24 protein-coding genes are annotated in these 26,706 nt (G+C 53.5%); 15 read left to right on the forward strand and 9 right to left on the reverse strand.

Annotated elements, in window-relative coordinates:
• Both MIH18_RS01510 and MIH18_RS01515 read right to left on the reverse strand, forming a co-directional pair.
• Positions 1-474: a DUF2271 domain-containing protein gene (locus MIH18_RS01510; RefSeq protein WP_249008816.1), complete on the reverse strand. Its 474-nt coding sequence runs from the start codon at positions 472-474 to the stop codon at positions 1-3.
• Between the two features lie 17 nt (positions 475-491).
• Complete coding sequence (locus tag MIH18_RS01515; protein ID WP_249013699.1) at positions 492-878, reverse strand: PepSY domain-containing protein; 387 nt, start codon at positions 876-878, stop codon at positions 492-494.
• A gap of 210 nt (positions 879-1,088) precedes the next feature.
• Between MIH18_RS01515 and MIH18_RS01520 the strand changes: the two genes are divergently transcribed.
• The 10 genes from MIH18_RS01520 to MIH18_RS01565 all read left to right on the forward strand — a co-directional run bounded on the left by MIH18_RS01520 (position 1,089) and on the right by MIH18_RS01565 (position 10,778).
• On the forward strand, positions 1,089-1,754 hold the full coding sequence (locus MIH18_RS01520; RefSeq protein WP_249008814.1) for a response regulator transcription factor: 666 nt from the start codon (positions 1,089-1,091) through the stop codon (positions 1,752-1,754).
• Complete coding sequence (locus MIH18_RS01525; protein ID WP_249008813.1) at positions 1,744-3,072, forward strand: ATP-binding protein; 1,329 nt, start codon at positions 1,744-1,746, stop codon at positions 3,070-3,072. Before MIH18_RS01520 ends, MIH18_RS01525 begins: the two co-directional genes overlap by 11 nt.
• A gap of 70 nt (positions 3,073-3,142) precedes the next feature.
• The gene (locus MIH18_RS01530; protein ID WP_249013700.1) at positions 3,143-4,429 is read left to right on the forward strand and encodes a ferric reductase-like transmembrane domain-containing protein; all 1,287 of its coding nucleotides are present in this window, start codon (positions 3,143-3,145) and stop codon (positions 4,427-4,429) included.
• A gap of 134 nt (positions 4,430-4,563) precedes the next feature.
• Positions 4,564-4,905, forward strand: coding sequence for a BON domain-containing protein (locus MIH18_RS01535; RefSeq protein ID WP_249008811.1), 342 nt, complete (start codon positions 4,564-4,566; stop codon positions 4,903-4,905).
• A gap of 76 nt (positions 4,906-4,981) precedes the next feature.
• Entirely contained in the window at positions 4,982-5,671 is a 690-nt protein-coding gene (locus MIH18_RS01540) for a VIT family protein (RefSeq protein ID WP_249008810.1), read from the forward strand.
• A gap of 191 nt (positions 5,672-5,862) precedes the next feature.
• Positions 5,863-6,252: a GtrA family protein gene (locus MIH18_RS01545; RefSeq protein WP_249008809.1), complete on the forward strand. Its 390-nt coding sequence runs from the start codon at positions 5,863-5,865 to the stop codon at positions 6,250-6,252.
• Positions 6,236-7,276, forward strand: a complete 1,041-nt coding sequence (locus tag MIH18_RS01550) for a glycosyltransferase family 2 protein (RefSeq protein ID WP_249008808.1) — start codon at positions 6,236-6,238, stop codon at positions 7,274-7,276. Before MIH18_RS01545 ends, MIH18_RS01550 begins: the two co-directional genes overlap by 17 nt.
• The gene (locus MIH18_RS01555) at positions 7,260-8,759 is read left to right on the forward strand and encodes a glycosyltransferase family 39 protein (protein ID WP_249013701.1); all 1,500 of its coding nucleotides are present in this window, start codon (positions 7,260-7,262) and stop codon (positions 8,757-8,759) included. The genes MIH18_RS01550 and MIH18_RS01555 overlap by 17 nt, the downstream gene beginning before the upstream one ends.
• Positions 8,749-9,492 (forward strand): response regulator transcription factor, encoded by a 744-nt coding sequence (locus tag MIH18_RS01560; protein WP_249008806.1) that lies wholly within the window; start codon positions 8,749-8,751, stop codon positions 9,490-9,492. The genes MIH18_RS01555 and MIH18_RS01560 overlap by 11 nt, the downstream gene beginning before the upstream one ends.
• Positions 9,489-10,778 carry a HAMP domain-containing sensor histidine kinase gene (locus MIH18_RS01565; protein WP_249013702.1) on the forward strand — a complete coding sequence of 430 codons (1,290 nt, stop codon included), beginning with the start codon at positions 9,489-9,491 and terminating at the stop codon, positions 10,776-10,778. The genes MIH18_RS01560 and MIH18_RS01565 overlap by 4 nt, the downstream gene beginning before the upstream one ends.
• A 33-nt stretch (positions 10,779-10,811) precedes the next feature.
• Here MIH18_RS01565 and MIH18_RS01570 read toward each other — a convergent pair whose 3' ends face one another.
• Entirely contained in the window at positions 10,812-12,791 is a 1,980-nt protein-coding gene (locus tag MIH18_RS01570) for an LTA synthase family protein (protein ID WP_249013703.1), read from the reverse strand.
• Between the two features lie 380 nt (positions 12,792-13,171).
• On the opposite strand from MIH18_RS01570, the gene MIH18_RS23880 reads away from it, so the two are divergent.
• From MIH18_RS23880 to MIH18_RS01595, 4 genes are read left to right on the forward strand one after another with little or no spacing between them, the layout of a single operon-like run.
• A complete protein-coding gene (locus MIH18_RS23880; protein ID WP_283164814.1) occupies positions 13,172-14,419 on the forward strand; it encodes a P-loop NTPase in 1,248 nt (415 codons plus the stop codon).
• Entirely contained in the window at positions 14,412-15,047 is a 636-nt protein-coding gene (locus MIH18_RS01585; RefSeq protein WP_249008803.1) for a NifU family protein, read from the forward strand. The genes MIH18_RS23880 and MIH18_RS01585 overlap by 8 nt, the downstream gene beginning before the upstream one ends.
• Positions 15,044-16,792: a protein adenylyltransferase SelO family protein gene (locus MIH18_RS01590; RefSeq protein ID WP_249008802.1), complete on the forward strand. Its 1,749-nt coding sequence runs from the start codon at positions 15,044-15,046 to the stop codon at positions 16,790-16,792. Before MIH18_RS01585 ends, MIH18_RS01590 begins: the two co-directional genes overlap by 4 nt.
• Before the next feature lie 45 nt (positions 16,793-16,837).
• A complete protein-coding gene (locus tag MIH18_RS01595) occupies positions 16,838-17,188 on the forward strand; it encodes a tetratricopeptide repeat protein (protein WP_249008801.1) in 351 nt (116 codons plus the stop codon).
• 108 nt (positions 17,189-17,296) lie between these two features.
• Here the strand turns inward: MIH18_RS01595 and idi are convergent, their stop codons facing one another.
• Together idi and MIH18_RS01605 are read right to left on the reverse strand one after the other, a co-directional pair.
• A complete protein-coding gene (gene idi / locus MIH18_RS01600; RefSeq protein WP_249013704.1) occupies positions 17,297-17,872 on the reverse strand; it encodes an isopentenyl-diphosphate Delta-isomerase in 576 nt (191 codons plus the stop codon).
• 289 nt (positions 17,873-18,161) lie between these two features.
• Entirely contained in the window at positions 18,162-19,469 is a 1,308-nt protein-coding gene (locus MIH18_RS01605) for a carboxylate--amine ligase (protein WP_249008799.1), read from the reverse strand.
• Between the two features lie 302 nt (positions 19,470-19,771).
• On the opposite strand from MIH18_RS01605, the gene MIH18_RS01610 reads away from it, so the two are divergent.
• Positions 19,772-21,745: a hypothetical protein gene (locus MIH18_RS01610; RefSeq protein WP_249013705.1), complete on the forward strand. Its 1,974-nt coding sequence runs from the start codon at positions 19,772-19,774 to the stop codon at positions 21,743-21,745.
• A 65-nt stretch (positions 21,746-21,810) separates the two neighbouring features.
• Here the strand turns inward: MIH18_RS01610 and MIH18_RS01615 are convergent, their stop codons facing one another.
• From MIH18_RS01615 to MIH18_RS01630, 4 genes are all read right to left on the reverse strand, one after another.
• Positions 21,811-22,521, reverse strand: coding sequence for an amino acid ABC transporter ATP-binding protein (locus MIH18_RS01615; RefSeq protein ID WP_283164117.1), 711 nt, complete (start codon positions 22,519-22,521; stop codon positions 21,811-21,813).
• Between the two features lie 111 nt (positions 22,522-22,632).
• Positions 22,633-23,718 (reverse strand): amino acid ABC transporter permease, encoded by a 1,086-nt coding sequence (locus MIH18_RS01620; protein ID WP_249013706.1) that lies wholly within the window; start codon positions 23,716-23,718, stop codon positions 22,633-22,635.
• Entirely contained in the window at positions 23,718-24,908 is a 1,191-nt protein-coding gene (locus MIH18_RS01625) for an amino acid ABC transporter permease (protein ID WP_249013707.1), read from the reverse strand. The genes MIH18_RS01620 and MIH18_RS01625 overlap by 1 nt, the downstream gene beginning before the upstream one ends.
• 94 nt (positions 24,909-25,002) lie before the next feature.
• Entirely contained in the window at positions 25,003-26,025 is a 1,023-nt protein-coding gene (locus MIH18_RS01630) for an amino acid ABC transporter substrate-binding protein (protein ID WP_249013708.1), read from the reverse strand.
• Positions 26,026-26,706: the final 681 nt, after the last annotated feature.

Here is a 26,706-nt window from a genome sequence, read left to right on the forward strand (position 1 = left end):
TTACTTGAGGTTATAGACAAAAGACTGGACGTAGCCACGGCCAGCAACCGACTTTCCAGAGCCTTCCGTGGTTAGCGGGACCACCACATCCGAGCGGTTGTCGCGCATATCTTCAACGGCGCTATCCACACGAACCTGGTAGCCGGCATCGATCAATGCGTCATCAAGTTCCAAGGTCACGTTCTGGGTGCGCCCACTGGTCACACTGGCGCCGGTCAGGCCATCGTATTCAGCCTGGCTCTCACCACTGCCCCGAGCCCAGTCACGCAGATGCTTGTAATACTTACTCTTCTGGCCAGCAATCCAGAGAGTCCCTTGGTATTGGCCGTCCGCATCGGTGAGGTAGAGCGCAAGATAAGCTCCATCACCGCCGTAATTGCTCAGTTGTGTGGTGAAGGTGACTTCCCGGGCCTGTGCATATGCCGGCAGTGCCATGGCAGTCGCAAGCCCGAGTGCAAACAGAATGTTCTTCATGATGTAGTCTCCTTTCACTATTCAACAGTCACTGTGGGTCGGCCTGTGATGATGCCCTTACGCGGAGCCTGCTCGTTGTTTATCGATTTGCTATCGTTCCCGGACTTGCCACGATAGTCGTCATCGTCATCGTCATCGGCTTCCAGCTCCATTTCCCTCAGCTCAAAGGTCGCTGGCGAATACTCGGCCTCCGCACGACGACCCTCCGGGTCCCGTCCTTTAACCTCGTAACAGCCGTCATCTACCTTAATGCGGAACACCTTCCAACCTTCTGCCTCAAGCTTCTGTCGCAGGTTCTCCCGCGGCTGCCATCCGGCAACCGGGTCATCGCAATCGTCGTCGGCCAATGCGCTGCCGCTCATTAGCAGCAACGAAAAGGTGATAACAATGGGTTTTATATTCATGGCATGTCTCCCGCTGAATCCGTTAAAGCCATCTTAAAGTTGCTACCTGACACTGGCCTGAATGAGCAGGCAGGCCAGCGCCTGATCCAGTAAACATCGAATAGCTAAAGGATAGCTCGGGGAGGAACCGAGCCGTAATAACGCGGTTTCAGCCTGCTGTCAGGCAATGGCTGTAGTATGTTCTGTTGGTGATCACGCGAAGGGTGAGATATGCGGGTATTGTTGGTTGAGGATACAGCCGGGTTGGGTGAGGCCGTGCGGGATCAGATCAGCGAAGATGGCCATGCCGTGGACTGGGTTCAGAGCCTTGCTTTCGCTGATACGAGCGTGAAAACCACGCCTTATAATCTGATTTTGCTCGACCTGATGCTGCCAGACGGTCACGGTTTTGATTTTTTGAAAAAACTGAGGGCAACCGGTGATACAACCCCCGTGATCATTCTGACCGCCAGGGACCAAGTGTCCGACCGCATCGCAGGGCTGAACGCCGGTGCCGACGACTATCTGGTGAAGCCATTTGACTTATCAGAGTTATCTGCCCGGGTGGCCGCCGTAGCACGCCGTTATCGTGGCAACCCGAATCCTCTGGTGCGTGTTGGCAACCTTGAAGTGGATCTGGGTGACCACCGCATCAACCGCAACGGCCAGCCAGTGGAGCTTACTGCCCGCGAATGGGCGCTGTTTGAGGGGTTTTTGCAACGCCCGGGAATACTGCTATCGCGGGCTCAGCTTGAAGACCGGCTGTACGAATTCGGTGCTGAAATTGAAAGCAACACCATAGAGGTTTACATCAGCCGTATGCGCAAAAAACTGGGGCACGATGCCATAGTGACCGTCAGAGGTATGGGTTATAGGCTGGAACCGAATGAGCACTAAAGCCAGCTTACACAAAACCCTTGGCACCTGGCTTACCCTTGGCGTGACCTTGCTGTGGCTGTTGGGTGTTATAGCGTCAGGCGTGGTGGCACGGCACGAAATGAACGAGGTATTCGACAGTGCCTTGGAGGAAACAGCGCAGCGTATCCTGCCATTGGCGGTGACCGACATACTGAACCGGGAAGGGGACCCAAGCCTGGAGCGGGCATTGGCCCTGAAAGAACACAACGAGTATCTCACCTATCTGGTTCGGGACAAATCAGGCAAGCTGCTGCTGCAATCCCACGACGCGGACCCCAAAATTTTCGGCTCCATTCCGCGAGAAGGCTTTTCTGACACGCTAACTCATCGGATATACGGGGAATCAGCCATCAGCGAAACCCTGTACATTGAGGTTGCCGAACCTTTGGACCACAGGCGCGAAGCCGTGCTGGACACGAGCCTTGCATTACTGTTGCCACTTATATTTCTAATCCCCATCAGCCTGGTCGGGGTGTGGTGGGTGATAAAACGTTCACTTCGCCGGGTTGTTGTATTGCAGCAGTCGATAGAAGTCCGCGGTGGTGGCGACCTTTCGCCCGTCGTAGTCGGGCGTTTGCCGGAAGAGTTTGAGCCCATCATGATCTCGGTGAACCGGCTGCTGGAACGTTTGCGCCGCGCCCTAGAAGCGGAGCGCAGTTTTACCGCCAACAGCGCCCATGAATTGCGAACCCCACTGGCAACGGCGCTGGCCAAGCTACAGCGGTTAAAGACGGAAACGCAGAATGCAGGAGTTAAAGCACGAGCCAGCGAGATTGAAGAGTCGCTTCGTACGCTCTCCAAACTGTCAGAAAAGCTGCTGGAACTGGCGAAGGCTGAGGGTGGCAGCGCCTTGTCAGAGCAGGCTAACAACCTGGTGCCCATACTGCGGATGGTCGCCAGCGATTATGACCATCAGGCGCCCGGCCGACTCCTACTCAACCTGCCGGATGATGACGTTACGTCATTACTGGACCTGGATGCCTTCGCCATTCTGGTTCGGAATCTGATCGAAAATGCCCTTAGGCATGGCGCGGACGATCAACCTGTGAATATCAGCCTGACAGATGACGGTATCCTGCGAGTGGTCAATCGCGGTGAGGTTGTATCGCCGGAGAAGCTCGCCTTATTGCGTAATCGCTTTGTCCGCTCCAACACAAACGCAGTGGGCTCGGGCATCGGGCTTGCGATTGTTGAGGCCATCGCCAGCGGCGCGGGCATAACCCTGAACCTGCGGTCACCAGCCTCGGGCCAGAGCGACGGCTTTGAAGCCGAACTCAATATTGTTGTGGTCAAATGAAAGCCGGACGTTTAAGGCTGGTGTCAGGTTAACTCTGCACAATTCAAACAAACCCAAACGGAGTTTGTTTGTGCCCACCCTACGCACCAGTGTCGTCCTTTTTTTGCTTTTAGCGGTTCAGTTGAGTTTTTGGACTCCTGGGCTGAGTTATGAGCAATTTCTGACACTCAGTGGATACCTTGCCATCAACTTCATGTCCATCACTATGCTGCTGGCTACCCGCCCTGGGTGGCTGGAATCCCCGTTGGGTGGCCTAGACAGAATGTATCAGTTGCATAAATGGACCGGCATTATGGCCGTGGGTTTTGCCCTGGCGCACTGGCTGATCGAAATGGCGGATGATGCCCTTGAAGCCCTGTTTGGCTCGGATCGCAGTTTAAAAGAAGCACACTTTTCGGGCTTATTGGACAGTCTCCAGGATGGTGCTGAAGATCTGGGCGAACCCGGCCTGTACCTGCTGGTGTTTTTGGTTGTTATTACCCTGATTCGCTGGGTGCCCTACGGTTACTGGCGTTACCTGCACCGAGTGATGCCACTGATTTATCTGGCACTGGCCGCCCACGCATTGTTGTTGGCTCCGCTGCTGTGGTGGCAACAACCTACTGGCTGGCTGATGGCCCTGTTAATAGTGGGTGGTTCCACCGCGAGCCTGCAATCACTGACCGGAAAGATCGGCAGAAGTCACCGCTACAAGGGACTGGTTCAGGCCGTCAAGCAGACGTCAGCCAACATCACGGAAGTCGTCTGTGATATGGGAAAACGATGGCCCGGGCATCGCGCCGGACAATTCGCCCTGGTGACATTCGACAGGGTCGAAGGGGCACACCCTTTCAGCCTGTCCTGTGCTGACAATGCCACCGGTCAACTCAGTTTTCAGATCAAGGCATTAGGAGACTACACCCGCAAGATCCCGCAGCAGTTGCACAGTGGCCAGGCGGTGACGCTCGAAGGCCCCTATGGTCGTTTTGATCTCGACAGCGGCAGAAAAAGCGCCCAGCAGATCTGGGTGGCGGGCGGCATCGGCATCACACCGTTTCTGGCAGTACTTGACAACCGACTAATAAATAAAGAAAAAAGACATCCTGCGGTGACACTCCACTACTGCACCGCCGGAGCCGTGAATGACCCAATGGTGACTCGCCTGAAACAACTGACGGAGCAACTTCCGTCAATATCACTGCACATCTACGACAGCCTGCAGGGGCAGCGGTTGACCGCAAACCAACTGCAGATCCTTAGCTCCAAGGTGGACGTCTGGTTTTGCGGGCCGCAAGGCCTGGCAAAAGCCCTTCGAAGCGGACTTAAGCAACCGTCCGTGTCGGTACGCTTTCATCAGGAAATTTTTGAGTTTCGCTGAAATAGAGTTCGTCTTTCAGCCCCGGTCACTGAGGGGCTGATGGTGTTTTGCAACGCACAGGCCGGCGTCGTGTGTAGGCACAGTCTGATAAATTAAAAATGGGCGGAAATCCCGCCAGCAACGAGTAGACTAAAATGAATCATTATCGTGGAACCCAACTCTTAAGCATCGCCTTGTTCAGCGTTTTGCTGTTGACGGCTTGCAATAATAAGCCCCCTGGAAATTTCGAAGGTATCCAGCAGAATATCTCGAACGCCGTCAACGTAGCGGATGCCGACGTGACGAAAAATGTCAAGATAGCGCTTGATGGTGATATTGCTATTAATGGCTTTGACATTAACGTGACCACGCGGAAGGGTGATGTGCGCCTGGTCGGTGTCGTTGACAAACAGACGCAAATCGATGCTGTTATAAAGCTGGCGCAGGGAGCGGACGGCGCCCACACCATCAATAATGTATTGACCATCAAGAATTGAGCCTGCTGCGGACTATTCTCTTGAAAGGCGTTTTCTGCAGCGTCGTTCTCTACAACCTAAGTGATTGGTGAAGCCTATGAGCCATATTGAAAACCATCGATCACATCGCGTAGGTTGGCTACGCGCTGCAGTCCTGGGTGCGAACGACGGAATAGTGTCTACAGCGAGCCTTATTATTGGTGTTGCTGCGGCCAACAGCGCTCATGAAGGTATTCTGTTAGCAGGACTTGCCGGCCTAGTCGCAGGCGCTATGTCTATGGCTGCGGGTGAGTACGTGTCCGTCAGCTCTCAGTCTGACACTGAAAAAGCCGATCTGGCCATTGAGAAAAAATCGTTGGAACAACACTTTGAATCTGAAACAGAGGAGCTCGCTTTAATATACGAACGCAGAGGGCTTGAGTCGGCTCTGGCGAAGCAAGTTGCTGAGCAGCTGATGGCTTACGATGCACTGGGTGCGCATGCCAGGGATGAGATCGGTATCTCGGAAAGCGCCCGCGCCCAACCTGTTCAGGCGGCGTTCTCGTCCGCAAGCACTTTTACCGTGGGTGCCGCACTTCCGTTAGCGGCGGCGTGGCTTGTGCCAGGTAGCCAACTTATTTCTGTTGTTGCAGCGTCTTCTTTGGTTTTCCTCGCTCTTCTAGGCGGAATGGCTGCGCGTGCGGGTGGGGCGTCAATTGCTATCGGCGCAATCAGGGTCACATTTTGGGGTGCACTGGCAATGGCGCTTACAGCTGGCGTAGGTCGAATATTTGGTGTGGTTGCATGATTCCTCACGGAAGAGGGCTGCGGATCATCAAACATCCCAGTTTTTAAAACTTTCCGAGACAGACCGCAATCTGCCAATTTTTGACATTTTCCTGACGAAACCTCCACACAGCCATGACATGGGGTGGGTTATCGTCAGGTCTCAATGTCAGGCTGACTTCAATAGTCGTCAATGTGGTGGAGTTTTTCGTAATGAGCAAATTCTTACCGCTTCAATTGCAAGGATTTATGGCCGCCGGCGGCCTGGCCACGCTGTTCCACTGGGTTGTGATGGCAGCGCTAATCGGCGCAGGCCTTGAGCCAACACTGGCAACCGCAAGCGGAAGCGTGTCTGGCGCCGTGCTCAACTATGGCCTTCAACGCCGCCTGGCATTTCGCAATGCCGGTCCCCATAGGGTAACGCTCTGGCGCTATATCGGCTCTTGCTTTGTTGCCTGGCTGTCCAATCTCGTCTTTTTCTTCCTGCTCCATAACGTTCTGACACTTTCCGTACCGCTGTCACAAGTCGTGGCAACAGCTCTTGTTGCTGCACTGAATTACATCGTCTACCAAAGGCTGGTTTTCCATGAACAAACGCGTTGAATTCCCTGTTTTACCATTTGATGTTTCGCGTGATAAGCAGCTGCTATCGCTGGTGGTACCACTCTTCAACGAACGCCCGATGCTGCCGATCTTCTTTGACCGGGTTTTAACAGTGCTTGCCACACTGGACCTGCACTGGGAAGTTGTGCTGGTTGATGATGGCAGTGACGATGGCAGTGCCCAGTACATCCGCAGTGTTATCGACCGAACGCCGGGCGTACGTTTGATCAAACTGAGCCGCAATTTTGGTAAAGAAGCTGCGATGACGGCGGGGCTGGAGCACGCCCGGGGCGATGCAGTGATCGTGTTGGACGCTGATCTGCAAGATCCACCCGAGCAGATCCCGGCTATGGTCGAGTGCTGGCAGTCCGGGGTTGATGTGGTTCTTATGCAGCGTCGTTCGCGGGCGGGCGAAACTGCGTTCAAACGCTGGAGCGCGCACTTCTTTTATCGGCTACTGAACCGGACCAGTCGGACCAATATTCCGGTGGATACCGGCGATTTCCGGTTGATGAGCCGCAAAGCCGTTAGCGCTCTGTTGGCGCTGACGGAGCGCAATCGTTATATGAAAGGGTTGTTTGCCTGGATTGGCATGCCCACTCAGGTCATCCAGTACGACCGTGAACCGCGAGTGGCCGGGGAGACGAAGTGGGATTACCCCGGGCTAGTAGGCTTGGCTCTTGAAGGGCTGACCTCGTTTTCTATTTCACCCTTGCGCTGGGCAACCGTGATCGGGCTCATTGCCGCCAGTTTGGGTGCGATATTCGGGGTGTGGATTGTGGTAAAAGCCATCATGCTGGGCGATGCGACCAGCGGTTATCCCTCGCTTGTGGCCATTATCAGCTTTTTGGGTGGCATGCAGCTGATGAGTGTCGGCATCGTGGGTGAATACGTTGGCAAGACTTATATGGAATCGAAGCAGCGGCCGATTTATCTGACCGAGGAAGTCATTGAAAGCCGAGATAGTATGCGCCAGCAGGCTAGCCAAAAAATGACGGAGAGGCGACATGTCAAAGCGGTTTAACGTCTGGCTGCTGATACTGGCTGCAATAATGGTCAGTCGTTTCATTGGCATGGCGCTGTTTCCCTTTGCTGATACCACCGAACCCCGGTACGCGGAAATTGCCCGCCTGATGGCTGAAACCGGTGACTGGATTACACCCTGGTTTGAGCCCGGCGTTCCTTTTTGGGGTAAGCCGCCTTTGTCATTCTGGGCCCAGGCGGCGGCCATCAAGGTGTTTGGTGTGTCAGAGTTTTCGCTGCGTTTCCCTTCCTGGCTGGCAACGCTTGCCATGGTCTGTCTGGTCTGGCGACTGGCGCGGCAACTTTGGAGTGTTCAGGTGGCTCAATGGAGTAGCCTGGTCTTTGCCACCATGGCCCTGACTTACATCAGCGCCGGCGCGGTGATGACAGACGCCTTTCTAGCCCTGGGTACAACCCTCACATTAGTCAGTTTCTGTTTGGTGATGATGGGGGAGAGCGGTCGGTGGCGTTGGCTTTTCTTTGTTGGCTTGGTGATCGGGCTGCTGTCCAAGGGGCCTTTGGCCGTGGTGCTGATCGGAATTCCCATCGTGCTGTGGTTACTGCTCTCTTGGCGCGAAGCCGCCAACAATCTGAGGCGGCTGCCCTGGTTCCGAGGAACACTGATGACGGCCGTGCTGGTCTGCCCGTGGTATATACTGGCTGAGTTGAAGACGCCCGGATTTCTGGATTACTTTATCATTGGGGAACATATCCGCCGGTTTCTGGATCCGGGGTGGGCGGGTGACCTTTACGGCAGCGCCCATAATCAGCCAAAAGGCATGATCTGGATGTTCTGGTTGTGGGCTTCGTTCCCCTGGGGCATAGTCGCGTTGCTGAGTTTGGCCCTGGCGTGGTTCAGGGGTAAAAGACACGGCATCGTAAGCAGGACACTGTCGAACCCGGGCGTTAGCTTTTTGCTGGTAAGCGCACTGGCACCGATGCTGTTTTTCACGCTCGCAGGTAATACGCTCTGGACTTACATCCTGCCTTCGTTGCCATTTACCGCCATTTTGATCGGCCGCTGGGTGTCAGAATGTAAACCTTTCTGGTTATCTTCAGTGCGTGGTGGCTTGGTGGCGCTTGTGCCTGTATTACTGACCGTATTTGTGGGTGCTGCGGTCTTGGGCTGGACGCCGCTCAAAACAGAAAAGAAACTGGTAAGCTATTATCAGGAAATCAAGGAAGCCAATGACAGCCCGCTGATCTATCTGAATGACCTGCCATTTTCAGCCAGATTTTACTCAGGTGGAACGGCTCTGGAAGTTACAGAAAACGGTTTGGATAACTTGCCCGGCACACGTGAATTTCAAAACTTTTATATTGCGGTGCCCCGAAAATGGTCAAGCGACAAAGTGGCTGATTTATTACCGTCCGCTCGAAAGGTTATGGAAAATTTTCGCTATCAACTGTTGGTCGTTGAGGGATTGCCCAGTGATCAACAACCGGTGTCTGACACCAACGGAGTTCGCTCGAATGACATCTAGTCAGGTCTCTCCCAAACCCCCTCTCCAATCCCCTCTCAGACTATTGGTTGTGGAAGATCAGGTGGATCTTGCAGAAAACCTGTTCGAGTTTCTGGGTGAAGACCGCTACAGACTGGACTTTGCCGCGGACGGTTTGACGGCATTGCATCTGCTGGCAACGCAAAGCTATGACGTTATCGTACTCGACCTGATGCTACCCGGCGTCAATGGTTATGATATTTGCCGGCGTATTCGTCAAGACCTGCAATGCCAGACCCCCGTTATTCTGATGACGGCACTGAGCGCCATGGCCGACAAGGAAAAAGGATTTGACTGCGGTGCCGACGATTACCTGGTTAAACCGTTTGAGTTGCGCGAATTACAGCTAAGAATTGAAGCTCTGCATCGACGCCATTCGCCGCAAAGGCCGGTATTAACGGCCGGTGATATAAGGTTTGATCCAGGTACGCTGGAAGTGGAATTGCGTGGATCAAAAACAACTTTATCGGGCACTCCAGCCCGCCTGTTTGAATTGTTGGTGCGGGCGTATCCGAGCTTTCTTAGCCACGAGGCGCTAACAGATTCCGTATGGGGAGCGCGCCATGGCGAAACCGAGGGCAACAGTCTTCGCACTCATATTTATACGCTTCGAAAATCCTTGCAGTCAGGCTTGGGCCATGGGCTGGTAAAAACAATTCATGGGCGGGGGTACAGCCTGGAAGTGCCAGTAACAGGGAATCCTGAGACGCCATGAAGTCGTCTTTGACCGCACGCCTGGTGCGAACGCTGTTTTTTCTGATTGCCGCCACCACAGCAACGTCGATGTTTATTGTCGAAGTGTTTGTTAACGACGTTGAGGACACCATTCTGCGTTTGGAGTTAAAGGCTGAAGCCGAGTATTTCACGGAGCAACTTCAGCAAGGGCGTTTTCAGAACCTCAAAACGGCGCAGCTTGAGGCCGTTTTTCTGCCAGAAGGCGAAGCAGACGCAGTGATGCCAGAATATTTCCAGAGCCTTTCCTTGCCATTTTCCCGGGAAATTGAAGTAGGGCAGACAACACTGCTGATTTACGGCGAGCAGTTGGAAGCGCCTGATGGCAAGCTCTTTCTGGCCAAAGATATCACCATCATGGAGAGTCGCGAGAATTTGGTTCTGCTCGTCCTGATGGGTGTGGCGGGTTTAATGCTCCTTATTGGCTTTTTCGTTGCCCGCACAGGAGCGCAGTATCTGATACGTCCTTTCAGAAAGCTGACCCACCAAGTACTGAACACAGTGCCCGGGTCTTTGATGGAGCAAATCGCCACGGACTATCGTGATCAGGAATTTTGCGATATCGCCGAGGCGTTTAACCGGTTTCTATTCGCGCTTGAACACCACATCGAGCGGGAAAAATCGTTTGTGAAGTTGGCCAGCCATGAACTTCGTACGCCTCTGGCGGTGATGAGTGGCGCCTTGAATGTACTGGAACAACGCCAAAGCTTGTCGGCGGCGGATCAGAAGACCCTCGCCCGCATCCGTCGAGCAATGCAGACCATGCGCGACGACACCGAAGTCCTGCTTGAGCTTGCCCGCAGTGAGGCGCCCGAAGGCAATGCCAGAACCATTGTGCTGCAGGAGATCGTTCAAAACACCATTGATGATCTGGAGCATGGGAATTCGGCCTACTCCGGGCGAATCACTGTCTGCAACGATAGCCACAGGACGAGAATCAAAACCCAGCCCGCGCTGGTGCGAATGTTACTGCGCAACCTGTTGCAGAATGCGCTAAGGCACACTCATGCCGGAGTGGAGGTTCGCATGATCAAAAACAAAATCTCGGTGCGAGACTTCGGCCCCGGGCTTCCTAGTAAAATAACGGAGCACTTGAGCGCTATCGGAGCGCCCCGTGCCATTATCTCCACGGCTGGCGAGTTCAGTAACACCACATTTGGGTTGCTGATCGTACGGTTGGTTTGTGAACGACTGGGCTGGAATCTGGAGATCGCACAGTCAGACAACAAGGGAACGGAGTTCCTGATACACTTTCAAAATAGTGCTTGACAGGCACGGCTCGCTGCACAGCAATTCATTAATCTAGCGGCCCGGGTCAGGCTGTTCAGGCAGCCCATAGGCCTTCTCCTGATACAGTTCCAGAGGAAGAAGTGCATGGGCCAACGCTTTTCTTACGGCAATTTCTTCGGGTGCATCTTGCAGATATTGAGTGCTTCCGGCTTCTCGTGAATATATTCCTGCCAACGGCTTTTGATCGGGGCGTAATACGGTCACGTTGTAGCGGTCGTCCATCCATGCGTAATAATCGTTGAATTGCATCACCGCCCGACCGGGCTGGTCCGGAAATCTCACCAGATCACGGCCTACCATCGGGTGTTCGCTGGCAATGCCCATGAGCGAAAGCAGCGTTGGTGCAAGGTCAATCTGGCTTGTGATCGTTTTGATACGACGGCTTTCAATGTCCGCGCCGAGTATCAGCCCCGGAATCTGAAAATTCTTGATGGGAACCAGCTCATCGCCCCACACCCTAGCGTCATGGTCAGCAACAATCAGAAACACTGTATCTTTCCAATAGGCGCTGTTCTGCGCGGTATCTATGAAATCACCCAAGGCGTGATCTGCGTATTTGACGGCATTGTTAACGGTGTTTTTCTCTTCGTCGTACTGCTCAATTCTGTTGTCCGGATATTCAAACGGGGTGTGATTGGACGACGAGAAAACCAGGCGGAAAAAGGGTTCCCCGGAAGCATGGAGCTTTTGAATGTCTTCATGGGTCTTTGCGAATAAATCTTCATCACTGACCCCCCAGCTACCGCTAAACACGGGGTTATCGTAGTCCTGCTGGTCCACGATCGCGTCAAAGCCGTTGCCGGTGAAAAAGCTGCGCATATTGTCGAAGTGGGCTTCTCCGCCGTAGATGAAGCCGGTGTCATAGCCTTTTTGTTTCAGCAGCTCACCCAGCGTAAAAAAACCGGTTTGTGATAATGATAGTTTCACAACACTGCGCGCCGGAGAAGGCAGGTATCCAGACACCACAGCCTCAATACCCCGAACAGATCTTGTACCAGTTGCGTACAGATTTTCGAACCACCAACCGGATTCTTTCAAGGCTTCCAAACGAGGAGTCACTGGAGTGCCACCAAGCGATTCGACAAAGGTCGCCCCCAGGCTTTCCTCAAGAACGATCACTAAATTAAGAGGGCGCGGTCTCTGTTGCACAGGGGTTTGATGGTGCAAGGTCGGAAACTGACTGGAGGTGAAGTTTGAGCCACTGAGCCAAGGCGCGCTCTTGACCTCTGCCAGGATGTCAGCCATTTCCATATCGCCATAACGGGCACTCGCATCTACTTCATGCTTGAGGTTGTAGATCGCAAACGCCACGGACCAGGTAGAGTTGATAATCAGCGAGTTCACGAGTGCGTCGGAAGTCAGCGCAAACATCGCCGGATTGGCAGGGCGGTGGCCAGTGGTGGAGCGAATACTCATAAATACGGCGAGAACAACGATTGGCCATACCAGAATCGCTCTACCATAGCGGCCTGGCTTGGCCTCTCGTAACCAGGGGCGCATTAACCAGGCGAAAACAGCAGTCAGTGAAACGCAAAAAAAGACCCCCGTGGCCACAGTTGGCAAATAGCCTTCCCAAAGCATGCTCAGCACTTCCTTGGGATAATTCAGATATTCGATAAACAGACGGTTGGGCCGGGTATCGTATTCTGTGATGAAAGTTGGCGTTGACAGCTCCATGAACAGAAATCCAAAAACGACAACCAGCGCCCACAGCGCTGTCACACGCTTCCAGGCAGTCCAGCTGAACCGATGGCCCAGAATGGGCAGCAGCAAAACCAGCGGTGCTGCGGCCATGCCAGCCATGATCAGGTCAACCCTTAAACCATGGAAAAATATGCTGGGCCATACGGACGTCTCCATAACCCGGTCAAACTGCCACGCCACCAACAACGCCCGGGAAAGACCTCCGATCAACAGTATTGCGAAAATCAGCATTAATATCGGAGCGTAGGCACCGGCCCAGCTGAAACATCGATACGCGCGGTCGGGCATTGAGTGATTTTTGGAGGAAACGGAGACCATAACAGAGCTCTCATTTGAAACAGTTGAAAACCTCGCTTAGGCAGTTAGAACATTTGCCCAAGGCGACTGATTAACGGACCTACAGAATAGGGTAGACGTCGTCATTAGCGGGTCAAGAAAGTATCAAAAAATTGTCAAAGCCAAATAGTGAAGAGAGAGGTTTATGAAACATCCGTGATAGTTATGGGCTTGCCTGGAGCAAAGTAAATGCAGACTTCACCTAGCTCTTCGAGAATCAGTGGCTCGCTGGTCAAACCGCATTCATAGGGTATTTGTCCATCCTGGTTGCAGTGATGGTATTTCAATAGTAGCGTTTGGAAACTATCTTGACAATATTAAGGAACTTAACTATGCAGACCACTGACCGTAATCACCCCCACACGCCTGGCACGTCATCCGCGTCAGCTGGTAACTCGGATAAACTGCCGGGGATACGTCATATCATCGCCGTCGGAAGTGGCAAGGGCGGCGTCGGAAAATCCACGGTGAGTGTGAATTTAGCGCTGGCACTGCAGCAGCTTGGGGCGCGCGTCGGAATCGTAGACGCCGACATTCTTGGCCCTAGTATTCCCGGTATGCTCGGCATCGCAACCGGTGAGAAGCCAACGACGACCCAGAGTGGCAAGATGATCCCTGCGGAGGGGCATGGCCTGAAGGTAGTGTCGATGGCCATGCTCACCGAAGACGACCAACCGGCTGTTTTACGCGGACCGATGGTGGGGAAATACCTGAAAATGTTCGTCGACGGCGTGCAATGGGGATCGCTGGACTACCTGATTCTTGACCTTCCACCCGGCACCGGCGACGTCCAGTTGACGCTGGCACAGAGTATGCCGCTGTCGGGTGTGGTGATCGTAACAACACCTCAGGCCGTTAGCCTCAAGATCGCCCGCCGAGGCTTGCGGATGTTCGAGAAGGTGCAGGTCAAGATTCTTGGGCTCGTCGAAAACATGCGCACCTTTACCTGTCCTCACTGCGGGGAGAATACGGATATTTTCCGTCACGGCGGTGGCGAGCAGATGAGCGAAGAGCTTGGCGTCCCGTTTCTGGGTGCCTTACCTCTCGATGCCGATGTCGTTACCAGCGGTGATGAGGGTCGCCCGATAGTGGCACAGCAACCAGCGTCGGTCAGCGCCAAGGTGTATGCCACCATCGCCACGGCGCTTGTGGAGCAGCTCAACGGGTCGGTCACGGTGCTGAAGCCGTTTGTCTGGACGTGGGACAGCAACGAGGGCGCCCCTGACTGGACGGAAGATGCGGCACGGCCTGCTGGATCGCAGAACACCCCGATCGGTTTACTGCGTCGCGATCCGCGCACGTTATCCATCCTCTGGGAGGATGGTCATCGCGACGACTTTGACGTCCGCGATCTGCGCCTGGCCTGCCATTGCGCCCTTTGTGTCGAGGAAATGAGCGGGCGCAAGCTACTCGATCCTAAGACAATACGCCATGATGTGGCGCCGCGACAGATCGTGAGCATAGGTAACTATGCAATCAAGTTTGATTGGAACGACGGCCATAACAGCGGAATATATACGTTTAATAATCTGCGTATCTTGGGTTCGCGCGCCGCAGCAAGCGATATTGAAAATGTCTGATTTTTTACGGGCGGATCAGCCGGTCAGCATTCGCGCAGAGTCTTCGCTGGCCGACCCCGACACCTGTAAGTTCATTGTGAGCCGTAGTTTGCACCCCGGCGGCCCGTTCTTTTTTGGCAATAAAGAACGAGCCGTTGGCTCACCGCTCGGCGAGCAACTGTTTGCACTCCCGGGCGTGGCCAATCTGCTCATTGCCGATAACGTAGTGACCGTGTGCAAAGAGCCGGCCGCCTCGTGGTCAGGGTTGAAAGCGGACATCGGAATGGCTATCCGTACACAGTTGCGGACGGGCGTGCCGGCGATTCTGGAAATGCCGGTTCATAACGGCACGCAAGGGAGGTCCGATGTAGAGCTTATTGCGGCTGTTCAGGAGCTTCTGGACAAAGAGGTCAATCGCTCAATCGCGAACCACGGCGGAAAAATTTCCATTGTGGAGATCCGGCAAGGCAAGCTTTCCATTTTCATGAGCGGCGGCTGTCAGGGATGCGCTTCCTCTCAGGTAACGCTGAGGCAAGGGTTCGAAGTCATGCTTAAAAGAGTCGCCCCAGAAATCGAGGAAGTTATTGATGTAACTGACCACGCAGCGGGAAAGCAGCCTTTTTATCCGCGCCATCAGGAGCCCTTATGATAAAGCGCCCACCCCAGGAAACCGCCCCTATGGTGACGACCCTCGACGATCTCGCAACCTTGGCAAACTATTCGCTGATGGATTCCCTCAACTGCGACCCTGAGGCTAGGGTAAACGGAGACGATCACGCCCCGCGGCAAGTCTTCACGGGCCACTATGTGCCCGTCAAGCCTACGCCCATCGAAAATCCCGAGTATGTCGCCCACAGCCAAAACCTGTTTCGCGAACTGGGCTTCGCCGACAGCATGGCGCAAGCGACTGACTTCGTTCGCGTGTTCTCCGGCGACCTTGAGAACGTTCCGGAGCCGATGCGCAAGGTCGGGTGGGCGTGTGGCTATGCACTTTCCATCTACGGCACCGAATACACCCAACAGTGCCCGTTCCAAACCGGCAACGGTTACGGTGACGGTCGCGCGATTTCAGTGCTCGAAGCCGTTATCAACGGTCAGCGCTGGGAAATGCAGCTAAAAGGTGGTGGCCGGACGCCATACTGCCGTGGCGCCGACGGCCGTGCCGTTCTGCGGTCAAGTGTCCGCGAGTTCCTGGCGCAGGAGCACATGCACGCGCTTGGGGTGCCAACATCGCGTTCGCTGAGTTTGTACGTGTCGAAAACAGAGAAGGTCAGGCGGCCGTGGTACTCGGAAGGCTCACGCTCGAAGGATCCAGATACTCTGGTATCAGAGGCGGTTGCCATCTCGACGCGCGTCGCACCTTCGTTCATTAGGGTTGGTCAACTAGAGCTCTTCGGTCGCCGTGCTCGGAAGAAAGAACACCCGCAATCGATGGAAGAGCTTGAGAAAATTGTGTTGCACCTGATCGATCGTGAGTACGGTGACGTTATCGACCAGACCTTGCAAACCACCGAAAAAGTGGTGTTGCTTGCGCGCGAGTTTCTCAGCCGACTCACGTCACTTGTAGCGAACTGGATTCGCGTTGGCTACTGCCAGGGCAATTTCAACAGTGACAACTGCGCGGCCGGCGGCTTCACACTCGATTACGGCCCCTTCGGATTCTGCGATGTGTTTGATCCACAGTTCCAGCCATGGACGGGTGGGGGACATCACTTTTCGTTTCTGAACCAACCGATGGCGGCAGAACGTAATTTTCACACGTTTTGTTCGGCGTTACGCCCGCTGCTGACGGCGAACCAAGGCTGCCTGCTTCAGCTCGAAGAAATTCAACGTGATTTTTCAAAGGTAATGAACGCGCAGATGGAAAAGATGTGGGCTGCCAAACTCGGGCTTGCCACTTTTCACGCGGCGCTGTTCGGCGAGCTCGCAACGCTGATGGTGCAAACGCCTGTTGATTACACCCTGTTCTTCCGCCAGCTGTCGGCGGTGCCAGACGACATTAGTCCGCTCAAAAAAAGCTTCTACAACAGCTCAGCGCATGAATCAGGCCCCACAGGCATGGATCAACGCTGGTCGGAGTGGCTCAAAAAATGGAAATCGCTTGCCGGCATTGGCAGCGCGACCGGCGAAATTGCGACTCCGCCACGCTCTCGTGAGGAGCTTTCTAGCCAGATGAAACTCGTCAACCCGAAATACGTTTTGCGGGAGTGGTTTGTTGTGCCTGCGTATCAGCAAGCAGCTGTGGGAGATTACTCTTTGCTACGAGAGCTGCAAGAAGTCATGACTCAGCCGTACGCCGATCAATCGAAAGACGTGGAAGAGAAATACTATCGGCTGAAGCCGCTGGAGCTTTTTGAGGTTGGTGGATCGTCGTTTTATAGCTGTTCGTCGTAATTTTTTGAAAACCGAAAGTCACAAGCCGATTCAGGAGCCGCGGGCATGACGGATGAACTCAACAAGAAGAAGGCGTTTGTGACGTGGGAAGAATCGTTTGGGGGATTGCAAACGGATGCTCAGCAGGGCGACGCTCGCGCGCAACGTTTACTGGCCATGCGCTACCAGCGCGGCCGTGGCGTAATTAAAGACGAAGCCATCGCTTTTCATTGGATGCAGCTCGCCGCGCAACAAAATTTTGCGCTGGCGCAGCGAAGTCTGGGGGAATTCTACGAAAATGGGTTGGGTACTGAGTCGAACGTTAATCTGGCGTTTCATTGTTATTCCCTCGCAGCACTGCAAGGCGATCCTATCGCTACAAAACACTTGCACCGATTAGAACAGCCAACCACGTGATGTAAAAAGCAGTCAGTCCATCAGACAAGGCCCCATAACCACTGGGCACCGCGCTGTTTCTCAGTGACAGCTTGGTGCCCAGAGTCAAAGAAGAAGGCAACGTGGGCCTTAAGGTTCGCTCAGCGCGCTGACATGGTCGCGCCACTGGTCCATTAGCGCCTTCCATTCCATCTTGAACCAGGGGGTGTACCGGAATGGCGCGTCTTCGAGCTCGCGGGTCACTTCTTCCAAGGGGACCCAGCGACAGTCGGCAATTTCGTCCGGGTGCACCCGGACCTCTCCGCCCGATGCGCCGATATATACATGGCACAGTTCGTGTTCAGCACCACGATCGCCGAAGTCGGCCTGGTAGGTGAACTTGTAAACGAATTCCAGTGACGCTTCCAGCCCTAGTTCCTCGCGCAAACGACGGTGAAGCGCCTGGTCCATCGCTTCGCCGCGTCGCGGATGCGAACAGCAGCTGTTGGACCAGTAAAGTGGCCAGAGCCGCTTGCCTATGGCACGTTGCTGCAACAGAACCCGGCCCTGTTTGTCGAACAGGAAAATCGAAAACGCCCGGTGCAATATCCCATGGCCCTCGTGGCAGTCGCCCTTCGAGCGATAGCCAACTTCGTTGTCGCTCTCGTCAACGAGTATCAGCGGCTCGTCGTCGAACGATACTTTTTCGCGCACATCTTCACTCATTTTTTGCCTTACCACCTACTGTAACTTGTATCGCCTGATGATCGGTTTCACGAACACCCAAGTCAATGGCATCTAGCTCTCAGGGCATTCACCCCGTCTGAAGCCACATGCAGGAAATCAGTCAGACCTTAAAATTGGCGAGTCGTCGTATGTTGGTTTGGTCGCCGGTGTGTTGGCGCCTGGTGACAATGAAATCCCCGGTGTTGAGCCAGGCTAGCGGAGTAAATTCTTGAAGACTGACAAAATGCCTGGTTTCCCATGGAGAAACCAGGCGTATTAAGCCAAACCTTTAAACGTAGAAGTCCAAATCTTCCTGGGCTTTCAGCAGATCCCGCATCTTGATAGGGTCATCACCTGCGAAAAAGATCAGGCCCCAATGAGTTCCGAAGGCTGACCGATCAGGAACGGTCTCTTCTTTAGGTGCAACCAATTCGTGAGACTCGAAGTAGGGATGTTCAATCGTCTCCTTGGGCATTTCCAGTTTGCTGACCACACGACGCCTTGGGTAAACACCAAAGCAACCTGCGTAGCATTTCGCATCAACCACTTCCCGTGGGAAAAAGGCATCCACTTCCTCTTTCGTGCTCTTGGGATCAAATACCAGCATTGAGGCTTGGTAAGCGCTGAATCCGTAAGCTCGCTCTATCAGTTCGAACGCCTTGAAGCCCGGCGGGCGGTAAGCAACTTCGCCAAAGTACATCTCACCGTCAGCCGTTACGAAGTACTCGGGATGAATCAAACCGAATTGGATGTCGAAGGTTTTCACCAGCAACTCGATCTGCTTGGTGATCGCGTTGCGCCAGCTTTCCAGTTGCTCGGTAGCGGGAACAAACACCGAGTAACCCAGGGTTACGTATTCGGAAATATTAAGGAACTTGATCTTTCCGTCATGGATCCAGGCCTCTACGGCAAACTCCCAGCCATCAAGGTGACTCTCCATTAGCAAGGGATATTCTTCCGCCGGAATGTTATCGATCTCTTCAACCTTGCGGATCATCCTGTGACCAAGGCAACCGGCTTTGTCGAACGCCTTGACGTGAATGGGGTCATCCGGGTCACCGTCAAGCTTAAGCAGCGTCTGGTTGACGCGCTTCATGAAGCGAACGATATCTTCTTTATCGTGTGCTTCTTCAAAAATCCCGACGCGAATGCCACCAAGTTGAGCGCGGCGCTTCATCAGAGATTTGTCGCGGAACAAAATGGACTGTCCGAACATGCGCGGGCTGTTAAGCAAGACAGAGTTAATTGCACCAGACCATTCGACGGTCTCTTCGAACAGCGGTATTGCAACGTCAACACCTTCAGCCTGCAGTCTTTTTGCAATCTCCAGGGACCGATCATTCAAACGGAGAAAATCCCATGCAATGAAAGGAATCTTGTTTGCTGTACAAAAATCAGCAGCCCAATCTGGTGCAATTACGATGTAGCGGCGATCGAACTTTTGCGCGGCTTTAATCGCATTAACGCTCCAGCCAAGCAGGGCGATATAGCCTTTATTCGGGTCTTTCGGGGTTTCAGTACCTTTAACCGAGTCCATATCCGGGTCGAGCCAGGCTGATACCGCTTGGGATAGCTCTTTCTCAGATGTCATTGACATTCGATGTACTCCTTGATGATGTGTCTAAAAAATGTGCTGAATTTTAAGCTCAAAATGCAAGCTGAATTATCAGACATTTTCATTAATGGAGTGGGTTGAATGACCTGAAACCAAGCAAGACACTTAAATTGGGGACGTTCTTGCGGCGCAGTTAAAGCAATGTCATTAATCGCAACACTCGAGGTAAATATAGACGATTTGGTTACAAATTGATACAAAAGCTACCAGAATAGTTTGCTTCCGAAAGGCCTTAAGCGCATCTTTACGCGGTCGAAATAGCCTATTTAGCACGTAAGGAAAATATGGTGACTATTACCTGTTTTGATCCAGATACCAACGCCTTAGTGGCAAGTTTTGACAAAATGCTGGAACAGCTGGGGCTCTCACGCCAGACTGACCGAATGGCGTCAAACAGGGAAGTGCTGGCAGCAGCGCTTTACGTTATGGAAGCTCCCGAAGGGCTGGATGCGTTGTACGCCCGAGTGCCTGCAATGGAAGCCAATGGCGTATTTACCAACAGTGATTGGGGCCAACCAGCCATTCTGAGACCCGCGCTCGCCGTGCGCACCCTGCGCCAGGGAGCGCCGGATTACACTGCTATAGAGGCCCTGAGTGAGCTTCGTCTGCTGGCAGTGGCTATGGGTGACTACCGCCACCCAGGCATTTCTGCGGAGCAGGCCAAGAACTTTCTGACCCAAGTGACGGCATTGAATCTGGACTTGCTATCAGGACAGATGAACGAGGCCGATCGGGAACGGCCGCAGGGGCTAGGGCAAATCGTCAATTCGCTTTATCAGTATCTACTCAGCAGGTTGGGCTACGAAAGTATTCTCGACAGCCTGGTGGACGAGGTGCGCCGTTTGTTGGCCCAACGTCCGATCCAAACTGCCAGTATCAAGCAGATGGTCGGCCAGATCGCCAAATGCCTGTTTGATCCAGACATAGAAACGGAAGGAATGGATAAGGCCGCGCGCCTCGTCCGTGCTTTGTTCGGTCCTGCTATAGGTTGTCGTGATGACCCCGGCTTTGCGGTTTACGGCGAGCGCCTGGCTGTCATGGACGAACCGGCACTGTCTGCCGAAGCGCTGGGTTTTGCCAGAGCGATGCATGAAACGGGCATGGTCTCGCCGTATCACCCCCTCCTTTTACGACATCTGCGCGGGCTTCAAGATGACCTTATACCTTTGGCATTGGGCCTAAGCAGCACCGGTATCGATGTTCTTCAGTGCTACCAAGAAATTGTCTTCGAACTGATTGATCAGGTTATACACCCTGAAACTTGCCAGGCGGTGTACGGTCTGGCTATGTTTCTGGAACGTGGTGGTCTGTTTACACCTCCGGTAGCGGCGGGCCTGTGGCGACAACTCGAACTGAAACTTTGCCCGGCAGCAGCCAGTGCGCTGACCGAGGTTTTTGGCGATGCTCACCCCCCAAGGGTGTATTTACTCGCCGGTGTATTGAGTCTTCTTGGGCAACCGCTGGGTGTTGGCCAAGGGAATAACCCGACGTGTCAGTCGGTCATCGGTCTTTCGATGTGGGCCTTTAACGACGCCGATTTTCTATTACAATTGGTGGCCTGGGCGGCCCGTGACGACGACATCATCATGCGTTTCGAGGGAGAGCAAATCACCTCACAGCATTTGAAAGCAGGCCTTGCGAAAGAGCCTCCAACCGATGTTGACCCGGTTTCATTGATTCTGGTGCCTCATCTTGATCGAATCTATGCCGAGATGGGGCGCTTATGCGGCGAACGCGACGACGATTTGCACCGTTGGATCAACCCTGAAATGTACGGTTGGTGGGTAGGCCATGGATTTCTTAGTGTTTTTGATCGCGAAACAGGAAAGATTCATGACTACCAGCACTTTATACGCCACTTTTATGCCTGCTATCACCCTTACTACAACGGCAATATACCCGTCATTCATCCGCAACCGGCTGGTATCGCCGTCACCGACAGTGGAGGGCGCCTCGTTGGACGCCATGCCATAACCATTATCCGCGTCAGCCTTGATCGCAATGGCGAGATGCGCATCTACTTTTATAACCCCAATAATGACAGCGGCCAGGATTGGGGGCAGGGGATTAACTGCTCAACTCAAAGCAATGGAGAATGGCATGGCGAAGCATCGCTGCTGTTTGCCGAATTTGCGTCACGTTTGTGCGTATTTCATTACGACTCGAGAGAATTGGGAGACATATCAGTCGTTCCGGACACAGACGTTGAACGCGCAATAGAACTCGGCCGCAGCAGTTGGGCTGCCGGTTATGAGTAAGATGTGGCACTCCCGTAAGGAGGAAGCTGCAGAAACGACGTCAGTTGCCATCCGCCGCCTCCGTATCAGTGATGTAAAATCTGCTCGAGGAACTGCTGGGTGCGTACTTCCTTGGGGTTCGAGAAGAACTCCTCCGGCGGCGCCAACTCCACAATCTCGCCCTGGTCCATGAAGATCACGCGGTCTGCTACAGTTTTAGCAAAACCCATTTCGTGGGTGACGCAGATCATGGTCATGCCACTGCCAGCAAGTTCAACCATTACATCCAGCACCTCTTTAATCATCTCCGGGTCCAGCGCTGAGGTGGGCTCGTCAAACAGCATGATTTTTGGTTTCATGCACAGTGCGCGGGCGATGGCAACCCGCTGTTGTTGGCCGCCGGAAAGCTGACCCGGGTATTTGTTCGCCTGCTCTGGAATCTTCACTCGATCCAGATATTCCATGGCGGTGGCGACGGCTTCTCGCTTGGGTACCTTACGCACCCACAGTGGCGCCAAACAACAGTTCTCCAAGACGGTCAGATGCGGAAATAGGTTGAAGTGCTGGAATACCATACCGACTTCCTTGCGCACGGTGTCGATCTGCTTCACGTCGTCGGTGAGCTCAACATCGTCTACAATAATCTGGCCACGCTGGTGTTCTTCCAGCCGGTTGATGCACCGAATAAATGTCGATTTGCCCGAACCGGAAGGTCCGCAAATAACGATCCGTTCACCTTCCTTTACGTCAAGGTTCAGGCCCTTGAGTACGTGAAAGGTGCCGTACCATTTATGCATATCTGCGACCTTGATAATGGTCTTGTCAGTGCGTTTGGTGAATTCAACCGGAGAGCTGCGCCCATCCTCCGGATCTTGTGTAGTGTTGTGCTCAGCCATGTTGGTGTCCCGTCAAGATTTATGACCAGTGTCGAGTTTTCGTTCAAGGTTCTGGCTGTACCGGGACATGCCGAAACAGAAAATCCAGAAACAGAAGGCCACAAAAACATAGCCTTCCGTGGTGACGTTACGCCAGGCCGGGTCAGTGATGGTCGACTGTACCGCCCCCAGAATATCGAACAGACCAATGATGAGGACCAGCGTAGTGTCTTTGAACAGAGAAATGAAAGTGTTGACGATACCGGGAATGACCAGTGTCAGTGCCTGCGGCAAGACTACTAGCCCAGTCTTGCGCCAGTAGCCTAGTCCAAGGGCGCTTGCCGCTTCATATTGGCCTTTCGGGATCGCCTGCAGGCCGCCTCTTACCACCTCTGCCATATAGGCCGATTGCCAGAGTGTAATACCGATCAGTGCCCGCATCAGCTTTTCGAAGTTGACTCCGTCCGGCAGGAATAAAGGCAGCATCACAGAAGCCATGAACAACACGGTAATCAAAGGCACGGCGCGCCAGACTTCAATGAAAACGACGCACATACCACGAATGATCGGCATGTCTGAGCGACGCCCAAGTGCCAGTACGATACCTATTGGCAAAGCGGCCAGAATGCCTACATAGGCAAGGATTAACGTCAGCATCAGGCCGCCCCATCGGCTGCTCTGAACTTCTTCCAGTCCAAACCAACCACCGGGGATCAGGATGTACCCGATTAGCGGCAGGCCAGTCAGCCCGAAAATGCCAAACCACTTACGGCAAGGGAAGCGCTCGATGAACTGAGGGACGAAGGCTACCGCGAGCAGCCCGAACATGATGTCAACGCGCCATTGCAGGGCATCGGGATAAAATCCGTAGATAAAGAAGTTCAACCGCTGACCGATAAACAGCCAGCAAGCGCCTTCACCACTGCAGTCAGCGGCACTTTCACCGGTAAATGTCGCTTCAAGAATCACCCAGTTCAGCAGCGGCCCCACACTCGTAATCACCAAATAGGCGGCTACCAGTGTCAGCACGATGTTGTACCAGGTTGAGAACAGGTTTTTACGCACCCAGCCGATAACACCGATGTCCTGCCGGGGCGGTAATTCCGATGGAAGACTCATCATCGCTCCTGCAGCGCTACGGCGCGGTTATAGATGTTCATGAGACCGGAAATGATCAGGCTGATCGTGAGATATACAGCCATGGTGATGGCTACTACTTCAACCGCTTGTCCGGTCTGGTTAAGGGTAGTGCCCATAAATACCGCAACCAGGTCGGGATACGCGATCGCCGTTGCCAGCGAAGAGTTTTTTACAAGGTTCAGGTATTGGCTGGTCAAAGGCGGAATGATGACCCGCATGGCCTGTGGAATAACGACCAGCCGCAAGGTGAAACTGGACTTCAGACCAAGCGCACTGGCAGCTTCGGTCTGGCCACGGTCTACCGCCAGAATGCCGGACCGAACGATTTCCGCGATGAAGCTTGCAGTGTAGAGCGACAGGGCAATCCAGAGTGCTGCAAGCTCCGGCAGGATTGAGGCCCCACCGGTAAAGTTAAAACCGGTCAGTGCTGGCATTTCCCAAATCAGCGGCCTACCGACCAGCACAAACACCAGAAGCGGCAGAGCCAGAATTAGCCCCGCCCCGATCCGTAGGGCGGGAAACAACTGGCCAGTGCGGAGTTGGCGTTTCTTAGCCCAGCGGTGTACGAAAACCGCCGCGGCGACGCCCATAATCAACGCTGCCATTACCCAGCCGAATCCGGGTTCCGCACTCGCAGTCGGGAAGTAAAGGCCACGATTACTGAGAAAAAACATATCCGCGACGTCAATGCTTTGACGTGGGCTGGGAAGGCTTTGCAGTACCGCAAAATACCAGAAGAAAATTTGCAGTAGCAGCGGAATATTACGAATGGTTTCAATGTAAATTAGCGCCAGTTTGGCAACCAGCCAGTTGCTGGAGAGGCGTGCTACACCGACGGAAAAACCGATGATCGTCGCCGCCACAACACCCATGGCTGAAACAAGCAAGGTATTTAGCAGACCCACAAAAAAGGTGCGACCGTAGGTCATGGTGGAATCGTAGGGAATCAGGCTCATGATAATGCCAAAGCCGGAAGTCTGGTCCAGAAAGCCGAAACCTGTGCTAATACCACGGCTTTCCATATTGTTCAGAGTGTTGTGGAACAGTGTCCAGCCAAGCCAGAAAACAACGACCATCGCGATGGCCTGGAATACAACCATCCGTACCTTGGGGTCATTCCAAGGTTTTGGACGTGCGCTACGGGTAACAGTCTTGTTAGATTTGGTCATGAATAAACCCGAAATACGCCCCTAAATAGCAGAGGCAACTAAACGTCAAACATTCCGGCTACGCCCGTAACCGGAATGTCATGGCTATCGGGTGTTAACGTATCGGCGGCGCGTACATAATACCGCCATTATTCCACAACGCGTTTAGGCCACGGTCAAGCCCAAGCGGGGTGTCCGGTCCTACGTTACGGTCGTACATTTCTCCATAGTTACCAACGCTCTCAATAATACGAAAGCCAAAATCAGCAGGTACACCGAGTTTTTCGCCCATGTCGCCAGTGGTGCCGAGCAAACGCTGGATCTCGGGGTTTGTGGAAGATTTCATTTCTAGAACATTGGCCTGGGTAACGCCGAGTTCTTCGGCGTTGATCTGCACAAACAGCGCCCACTTCACAATGTTAAACCACTGGTCATCACCCTGACGAACCGAAGGTCCCAGGGGTTCCTTAGAAATTATATTTGGCAGGATGACAGCGCTGCTGGGATCTTCCAGTTTACTGCGCAGGGCGGCCAGTTGTGCGCGGTCAGAGGTCAGCACATCACAACGACCAGCGGCAAAACCACTGACAGTCTGTTCGGAAGTATCAAATACCAGAGGATTGAACTTCATGCCCTTGGTACGGAAATAGTCTGCCAGGTTCAGTTCGGTAGTCGTGCCAGCCTGGATACACACGGTTGCGCCGTCTAATTGCTCTGCATTGTCCACGCCTAGCGCTTTGTTGACCAAGAAGCCTTGGCCATCGTAATAATTAGTGCCCGTGAAGTTGACGCCCAGGGAAGCATCGCGGGTCAGAGTCCAAGTGGCGTTACGAGAAAGAACATCGATTTCACCGGACTGTAACGCGGTAAAGCGCTCTTTCGCCGTTAACGGTGTGAATCGGGCCTTTTCCCCGCTACCAAGAACTGCGGCTGCTACAGCGCGGCAGGTATCCACGTCGATACCGGTCCAGTCACCATTCTTATCAGGTTGAGAAAACCCCGGTAAGCCGGAGGTAACACCACATTTCACGTAACCCCTTGATTTAACGTCATCCAGAGTTGCGGCCTGCAGACTTCCTGCCATCAGGGTGCCACCGAGGGTTGTCGCAATGGCGACCAGTAAGAGTTGTTTTTTCATTGTCGTAAATCTCCGAAGTTTCAGTTAGTTACACACCCACTGTGCTAACGCAAAGCGCAAGCCAGTCTGTATAACTTTCTGATTATTATAATAATAAAACTTTATCCCTGAAAACGAGCGTTCATCTTGGTGCCTATTGCCTACAAAAACGCCGCTTATTGGTGCGTTCAGACCGGACTGCGGTGCACTGTCCGCGAACCGCAACTTCAGAGGCAGGTTGTGCCTTTCACGAGAACTTTATGGGTATCCAGAAATTCCTCCTGACAATTGTCGACGTTGCATTGCGTTTGTACATATTTTATTTTTAAAAAGTACGTATTAGCGCTTAGCTTAGATGATAATGCCGCATTCTCCAGTAACAAAAAAGCATGTATTTTCTGTGTCGGCAAAGCGGCGCTCATCAGCGCTGAATCTCGCGAATATAATCTGGGTCTAGGAGACCAATCCGGACCACTTTGCCCAGCTCTGTTAAAGCAAAATCCAGTTTATTTTCGCGGCCGCAGGTTCCAGAGAGATCGTTCGCAAGAACGTCCCTGGTTTTTTCAGTCAAAACGAACTGGACATTGCGCCTGTCATCTTCTGAGCGTATGCGTGTTAGACAGCCTAGGGTTTCGATGTTTTTTATCGTCTGTGAAGGCGAACGGCGTTCGCGATACGCCCCAGGTAATAGACCAAATCTGC

It is taken from the genome of Marinobacter sp. M3C, from assembly GCF_023311895.1.
Lineage (GTDB): Bacteria > Pseudomonadota > Gammaproteobacteria > Pseudomonadales > Oleiphilaceae > Marinobacter.